At 44.9% G+C, this 7,752-nt stretch carries 7 protein-coding genes; 3 read left to right on the plus strand and 4 right to left on the minus strand.

Features of this window, described 5'->3' with window-relative positions; translation table 11 throughout:
• Positions 1-146: 146 nt before the first annotated feature.
• The 4 genes from OCV99_RS16615 to murC form a co-directional block, all read right to left on the minus strand.
• Positions 147-1,337 carry a ribose-phosphate pyrophosphokinase gene (locus OCV99_RS16615; RefSeq protein ID WP_158372039.1) on the minus strand — a complete coding sequence of 397 codons (1,191 nt, stop codon included), beginning with the start codon at positions 1,335-1,337 and terminating at the stop codon, positions 147-149.
• A 22-nt stretch (positions 1,338-1,359) separates the two neighbouring features.
• Positions 1,360-2,349, minus strand: coding sequence for an ATP-binding protein (locus OCV99_RS16620; protein WP_158372041.1), 990 nt, complete (start codon positions 2,347-2,349; stop codon positions 1,360-1,362).
• 26 nt (positions 2,350-2,375) lie between these two features.
• Positions 2,376-3,392, minus strand: coding sequence for a DnaD domain protein (locus OCV99_RS16625; protein ID WP_158372043.1), 1,017 nt, complete (start codon positions 3,390-3,392; stop codon positions 2,376-2,378).
• Between the two features lie 131 nt (positions 3,393-3,523).
• Entirely contained in the window at positions 3,524-4,903 is a 1,380-nt protein-coding gene (gene murC / locus OCV99_RS16630) for a UDP-N-acetylmuramate--L-alanine ligase (RefSeq protein WP_158372044.1), read from the minus strand.
• 229 nt (positions 4,904-5,132) lie between these two features.
• On the opposite strand from murC, the gene OCV99_RS16635 reads away from it, so the two are divergent.
• The 3 genes from OCV99_RS16635 to spoVG form a co-directional block, all read left to right on the plus strand.
• On the plus strand, positions 5,133-6,407 hold the full coding sequence (locus OCV99_RS16635; RefSeq protein ID WP_158372046.1) for a glucose-1-phosphate adenylyltransferase: 1,275 nt from the start codon (positions 5,133-5,135) through the stop codon (positions 6,405-6,407).
• Entirely contained in the window at positions 6,404-7,522 is a 1,119-nt protein-coding gene (glgD, locus tag OCV99_RS16640) for a glucose-1-phosphate adenylyltransferase subunit GlgD (protein WP_158372048.1), read from the plus strand. Before OCV99_RS16635 ends, glgD begins: the two co-directional genes overlap by 4 nt.
• A gap of 39 nt (positions 7,523-7,561) precedes the next feature.
• Positions 7,562-7,752: septation regulator SpoVG (gene spoVG, locus OCV99_RS16645; protein WP_158372076.1), on the plus strand; the 191-nt coding region annotated here is incomplete at its 3' end.

Here is a 7,752-nt window from a genome sequence, read left to right on the forward strand (position 1 = left end):
TCAACCTGCTGAGCTTTGCTCAGTTTGAAGCGGAATGGCGCTCCGTTCCTCTGGAACGGATGCGCAGTTCTTGCGGAATATGCAATCTCTTATAATAAGATCATATTGGACTAAAAAAGCTGCCGATGGCAGCTTTTTAATATCCGTTATTCTTCTACTTCCTTGCCCAACTGGTAATTCTTCAGCGCGTGCTGGATTCTCTCGCTGGGATCCAGGATGCTGCTGATAGAGCCGTCGTGGTTCAAGGTATCCACCATTAGGGCAATATATTTGCTCATGTCACAGCTGATATAATAAGGCTTGGACAAAAGCTCAGGCGTTTGATAAATCAGATTCGTTGTAAGAATAGAATCGATAATGCCTTCTTCGTATGCTTTGTCGAACTTGTCCAGTCCGTTGGTGAATAATCCAAAGGTTGCAGCGGCGAAGATTCTCTTTGCCTTTCTTTGTTTCAATTGTCTTGCAACATCCAGAATACTGTCGCCGGAGGAAATCATATCGTCCAAAATGATTACGTCCTTACCTTCTACGGAAGCTCCCAGGAATTCGTGGGCAATGATAGGATTGCGGCCGCCTACGACCCGGGTATAGTCCCTTCTTTTATAGAACATTCCCATATCCAGATTCAGGACGCTTGCCAGGTACACAGCACGTTCTGTGGCGCCCTCGTCCGGACTGATTGCCATCATGTGCTGACTGTCAAATTGAAGGTCGCTGTAGTTCATAATCAGTCCCTTTACGAATTGATACGTTGGACGGACCGTCTCGAACCCACTTAGAGGAATGGCGTTCTGCACACGGGGATCGTGAGCGTCGAAGGTAATAATATTGTCGACTCCCATGCGTACCAGCTCTTGAAGAGCAAGGGCACAGTCCAGAGATTCACGGCTGCTTCTCTTATGTTGGCGGCTTTCATAAAGGAATGGCATAATCACATTAATTCGCCTTGCTTTTCCGCCGACGGCGGCAATGATCCTTTTCAGATTCTGATAATGGTCGTCAGGTGACATGTGATTAATATGTCCGCTGAGAGAATAGGTCAGGCTATAGTTGCAGACGTCCACCATCAGATAAAGATCCTTCCCACGCACGGATTCTGCGATAATTCCCTTCGCTTCACCAGAGCCAAAGCGGGGAACCTTCGCGCCGATGAGGTAGGTGTCTTTCTCATAGCCGTTGAACACAATGTTATCTTTATATTTGTGTCCCTCTTCGTGGCGCCATTTTACCAGATAATCATCAACTTTCTTCCCCATTTCCTGACAGCCGTCGAGAGCAATCACTCCAAGAGCTCCAACCGGAATATTGTCCAAATTACGTTCGCTTCTGCGCAGCATCTTCAAAAGTACCTCCCATTTGTTAATATTTGTTCATTAGTTTCTTCTGGATGCGGATATCATCACCGGTCATCCGAAGCACTGTATAGGTGCTTGTGATTCTGGAGAAAATCCTCTCCGAATAGATGTTTCTTATGTCCTCCAATGCCAGATTGGTGGAAATCAAGGTCGATTTCTTCCGCAGGATCCGTTCGTTCAGACAAATGAATAACTGTGAAGTGGTGAAGGAATTGGCGAACTCCGTTCCCAGATCGTCAATAATCAGTAAATCACAGTCTAAAACATGGTCGTGAGCCAGCCCTGCGTCTGCATCTTTTTCAAAAGTATACTTCGCTAATATATCAAAAAGTTGAGATGCAGTAAAGTAAATTACGGAATAAGACTGCTCGAGCAGTTCTTTTGCGATACAGTGGGAGAGGAAAGTCTTTCCGACTCCCGTGTCGCCGTACATGAGTATATTGCGGAAATCTGTGGAAAAGGTATCCACAAATTCGTGGCATGTTTTCAGAGCAGTCTTCATGGCTTCCAGGGAAGAACGGCCGGTCAGCCGGTCTATATGGTTGCTGGAATAGTATTCTAGCGAACAGGTATTAAAATTCTCTCTGTCAAGAATTTCCTGCAGATTTGACTGGGTGTAGAGATAATCAATGGCAGCCTTCTGAAAGCAATGGCATTTCTTCCCATCTACATATCCGGTATCTTTGCAGTCTGGGCAGGAGTAATCCTTCTCAAGATAATCAGAAGGATAGCCGTTATCCGTCAGCAGCTCCTTTTTCCGCTCAAAAAGAAGATGGAGCTTCTGCTTTAATATGGTTAATGCATCTTCGTCTCCATCTAATAATCTGCGCGCCTGTTCAAGACTTAATTCAGAGATGGAGTTGTCCAGAGTCTTTATTTCCGGTATTTTTTGATAAACTTCATCAAAACGTCTGCGCAGACGGTTCTCATTATCTAATTGTTTTTGCTCGTATATGCGCATCAGGTAATCATGCTGAGAATTCGTAAGTGCCAAAATGGCCTCCCTTCTTGCCAGGAGTCTTACCTGGTCTGTATTAATCTGCGTGTCAGGTCATCCATGTCTTCGTAGGTACGCCCCTCAAAATTATTGAACCTGTTCTGAGAGGGCTTCCCGGATGCAGATTTCTGTATAGCGGGAGATTTCTTTAAATGCTTCTCTCGGTGAAATTCCTGATCCAGAAGACGGACGTCCTGTAAGGAATGGACATTCTTATCCATCCAGTCTTTTAAAATCTTCTCGGTATATGAAAAGCCCGGTTGGTGGATCGCTTCTATGGTGCGGCTGCATGCTTCTAAAATCAGCTCCAGCGGCAGCCCGTATTCTTCTGTCCAGCGGCGGATATAAGCGGCTTCTGAAGGCGCGGGGGCACGTCCTTTGATGCCGTACGCATTCAGTACAGAATAATAATTCTTGTTATAAAGCAGCGTGCTGTTCTTGGCAGCGCTTACCGTCTTAATATCCTGCTCTGCCCAGGAAATCGCTACTTTCTTAATGTAGTGCATACTCTTATGGTTATTCTCCACACAGTATTCAATCAAGTATTCAATTAAATCCACAGACATGCCTAATTCGTCATAAAAGTATGTAATTGTGTTAATATCTGTTACGGTCAGAGTCTTGCCCAGGTATTGTTCGGTTACGAATAATAATTCTTTCAGTTCCCGGCGGTTCTTAAAAGCCGTAATGTTCTGCGGATGAGGGACATCCGTTTTTGGTTCTGCTTCTGATTCAGGCGTTTTTTCTGCCACTGTCCCAGTCTTTGCCTTTGTATCCCGGTCGGGCATAGTCTCATAGTCAAGAAGCCCCAGATTCTTCCAATAATTTAACGCGCGGATAACATCCTTCTCCGTGCAGTCCAGAATATCGGCAATTCCCGATATGTCTCTGCTCACGGAAGGATCGTTCAGATGCCGGAGCAGGAGAAGATATACCTTTACGAACTCTCCGTTAGCTTTCGGCATATAATTGTCTATAAATTCGTTCTCCAGCAGAGTTGCATTCCCCTGCACATGATTGGTTAATATCAATTTCGTCATCTTATCTACCCGTCCTTATGCTTCAAATCCTGTGGATATATGATAGCACAGGAAGGGGGGAGCAAAAAAGAAGTTTTTGAGCTAAAAATCAGGTTTTTTGTGGATAAAATTGTGTGGATAATGTGGATAAATTAGTCTGCCAGTAGAGATTCCCCGATATTTACCACATCTCCGGCTCCCATAGTTATCAACATATCCCCTTTCCTACAATGTTCCAGCACAAAATCTTCAATTGCCCGGAAAGAGGGCAGGTAATATGCATCCACGCCTTTTTTCTTCAGGGCATTTGCAATCTGCTCCGAGGAGACGCCCAGGGTATCTGTCTCTCTGGCGGCGTAAATATCTGCCATCACAATATGGTCGGCATGAGTCAGAGCGTCTACAAATTCAGAAAACAAGGCCTTGGTTCTGGAGAAGGTATGGGGCTGGAATACGCACCAGATCTCTCTGTGGGGATAGTTAGCGGCAGCGGTCAGGCTTGCCCGAATCTCTGTTGGGTGGTGGGCGTAATCGTCAATGATCGTGAATCCATTCCGTTCTCCTTTGTACTCAAAGCGCCGGTCGGTTCCTGTAAAGGTGGAGAGGCCGTCCTGCATTGCAGTTACCGGAACATCCAGCAGATCTGCGGCGGCTATCGCGGCAAGTGCATTGGAAATATTGTGATCGCCGGCTACCGCAAGCCGGATATGTCCTAGACAGACGCCGTGTTTCATTACATCAAAGGAAGCGTCTCCTTTTTCATCGTGGGTGATGCCAGAGGCAGTATAATCAGATCCGTCTGTTAAACCGAAGGTAACCACATGGCACTGCAGCCCGGCGGTAAATCCGGCAAGATCCGGTATTTCGCTGTTGAGAATCAGCGTTCCGTCTTCCGGGAGAAGCTCTGCGAATTTCCGGAAGGAATGACGGATATCATCCAGATCTTTAAAGAAATCCAGGTGGTCGGCATCAATGTTCAGGATAATGGAAATCTTTGGAAAGAAATGGAGAAAGCTGTTGGTGTATTCACATGCTTCCGTTACAAAGACTTCGGAACCGCCTACACGGATGTTGCCGCCAATTGCCTTCAGGACTCCGCCTACAGAGATTGTAGGATCTTTCTTGCCGGAAAGAAGGATGTGGGACAGCATAGATGTGGTGGTAGTTTTCCCGTGCGTGCCGGAGACGGCGATGGGAATCTTGTAATTAGACATCAGTTGGCCGAGGAGCTCTGCACGGCTTAACATAGGCAGATTCTGGCGTCTGGCCTCCACAAATTCTTCGTTGTCTTCGTGGATGGCGGCAGTATAGACTACGACGTCAATGCCCGGAATAATATTAGAAGCCTTCTGACCGTAAAAAATCTTAGCTCCCATCCGGGAGAGATGGTCTGTCAGGGCGGATTCCTTTGCGTCAGAACCGGACACGGTAAAGTGTTCGTCTAAAAGAATCTCTGCAAGACCGCTCATACTGATGCCGCCGATACCGATAAAATGTACATGAACTGGCTGGTTGAAATCAATTTTATACATAAGTTGTATACCTCTCTATTATTTGCGCAATCTTTTTTTATAACAGTCATAAAAATATATGTTTATCTATATTATTATAAACATATATGCCAAAAAAGCCAAGCTGTATTTTTTGTCACTATTTAATAAAATAGGCTGGAAAAACATACTTTTTTTGTAAAATTCGTTTATTAAAATTATTTATTATGGTATAATAAATATATTTAAATTACTGAGAAGGGGTGATGACATGATTAAGAAAGAGATGATAGCGATGTTGCTGGCAGGAGGACAAGGCAGCAGACTTGGTGTTCTTACTGCGAAAGTTGCCAAGCCGGCCGTTGCTTTTGGAGGAAAATACAGGATTATTGACTTCCCGCTCAGCAACTGCATTAACTCAGGAATTGATACGGTGGGCGTGCTGACCCAGTATCAGCCGCTGCGGCTGAATACACATATAGGAATAGGGATTCCGTGGGATCTGGACCGGAACGTGGGCGGAGTTTCCATTCTGCCGCCATACGAGAAGAGCAGAGGCAGTGAATGGTATACGGGAACAGCGAATGCCATTTATCAGAATCTGGATTATATGGAGACCTTTAACCCGGATTATGTATTGATCTTGTCAGGAGACCATATTTATAAGATGGATTATGAAGTGATGTTGGATTACCACAAGGAGAACCATGCTGATGTTACGATCGCTGCGATGCCGGTGCCGATGGAAGAGGCGAGCAGATTCGGCATTGTTATTACAGATGGCAGCGGCCGTATTACAGAATTCCAGGAGAAGCCTCCGGAACCTAAGAGTAATCTGGCGTCCATGGGAATCTATATATTTAGCTGGCCGGTACTGAAAAAGGCGCTGATTGAGCTGCGCGATGTGCCGGGATGTGATTTTGGGAAGCATATTATCCCGCATTGCCATGAGCAGGGAGGCAGAATGTTTGCCTATGAATACAATGGTTACTGGAAAGATGTGGGGACGCTGGGATCTTATTGGGAAGCGAATATGGAGCTGATTGATATTATTCCGGAATTTAATCTGTATGAAGAATTTTGGAAAATATATACCAACAGTGATATTATCCCTCCGCAATATATATCGGATCAGTCCGTGATAGAAAGGTGCATCATCGGAGACGGAGCAGAGATTTACGGAGAAGTACGTAATTGTGTCATCGGTTCCGGCGTAACTATAGGACAAGGTACGGTTGTCCGTGATTCAATCATTATGAAGGATGTGGAAATCGGAAGCGGCTGTATCATTGACAAGGCAATCATAGCGGAAGATGTTAAAATCGGGGCGAATGTAACCCTTGGAACCGGCGGGGAAGCGCCGAATAAGATGAAGCCGGATATTTACTCTTTTGGGCTGGTGACAATCGGTGAAAATTCTGTGATACCGGACGGGGTTCAGATTGGCAAGAATACTGCCGTCAGCGGAGTGACGATTCGGGAAGACTATCCGAATGGGATTCTGGAAAGCGGCGAGACATTGATAAAGGCAGGTGAGCGCGTATGAGAGCAGTAGGAATTATTTTAGCCGGTGGGAACAGCAACAAGATGAAAGAACTTACTCACAGACGCGCGGTGGCAGCAATGCCGATCGCAGGCAGCTACAGGGCAATTGATTTTGCGCTGAGCAACATGTCCAATTCGCATGTGCAGAAAGTTGCCGTGCTGACTCAGTACAATGCCCGTTCGCTGAATGAGCATCTGAATTCCTCCAAATGGTGGAATTTCGGAAGAAAGCAAGGCGGTCTGTATGTATTTACGCCTACCATTACACATGATAATGGCTATTGGTACAGAGGGACGGCAGATGCCATTTATCAGAATCTGGATTTTCTGAAAAGATGCCATGAACCGTATGTGATTATTACATCGGGAGATGCAGTGTATAAGATGGACTACAACAAAGTCCTGGAATATCATATAGCCAAACAGGCGGATATTACGATTGTGTGTAAGGATCTGGAGCCCGGCGAAGACGCCAGAAGATTCGGAACATTGAAAATGAATGAAGATATGCGGGTAGAAGGATTTGAAGAGAAGCCGATGGTTGCAAATTCCAATACCATCTCAACCGGGATCTATATTATCAGACGCCGCCAACTGATTGACCTTATTGAACATTCGGCAGAAGAAGAGAGACATGATTTTGTAACGGATATTTTAATCAGATATAAGAATCTGAAGAAAATATACGGTTATAAAATAAAAGACTACTGGAGCAACATCGCGACGGTGGACGCGTATTATCAGACAAATATGGATTTCCTGAAACCGGAAGTAAGAAATTATTTCTTTAAAGGGCATCCGGTCATTTATTCTAAGGTAAGTGATTTGCCACCGGCAAAATATAACCCCGGGGCAGTGGTGAAGAACAGCCTGATTGCAAGTGGAAGCATTATTAATGGAACGGTAGAAAATTCTGTTTTGTTTAAAAAGACCTTTGTCGGAAATAATTGTGTCATTAAGAATTCTATTATTCTGAACGACGTTTATCTGGGGGACAATACGTATATTGAAAATTGTATTGTAGAAAGCCGTGACACAATCAGAGCCAATACGCGTTATGTCGGAGAAAACGGTGTGCGGATCGTAGTTGAAAAAAACGAAAGATATGCACTGTAATTTACAGTAGCAGCGACTTAAGAAAGGGGCCAGGAGCTAATGCAGATCACAGATGTACGCGTACGCAGGGTGGCAAAAGAAGGGAAACTGAAAGCAGTTGTGTCTATTACGATGGACGGTGAGTTTGTAGTACATGACATTAAGATTATTGAAGGGGAAAAGGGACTTTTTATTGCCATGCCGAGCAAGAAAGCTTTAGACGGGGAATACCGTGACATTGCACATCCAAT

The sequence above is a fragment of the Dorea acetigenes genome (assembly GCF_025567385.1).
Classification (GTDB): Bacteria; Bacillota; Clostridia; order Lachnospirales; family Lachnospiraceae; genus Claveliimonas; species Claveliimonas acetigenes.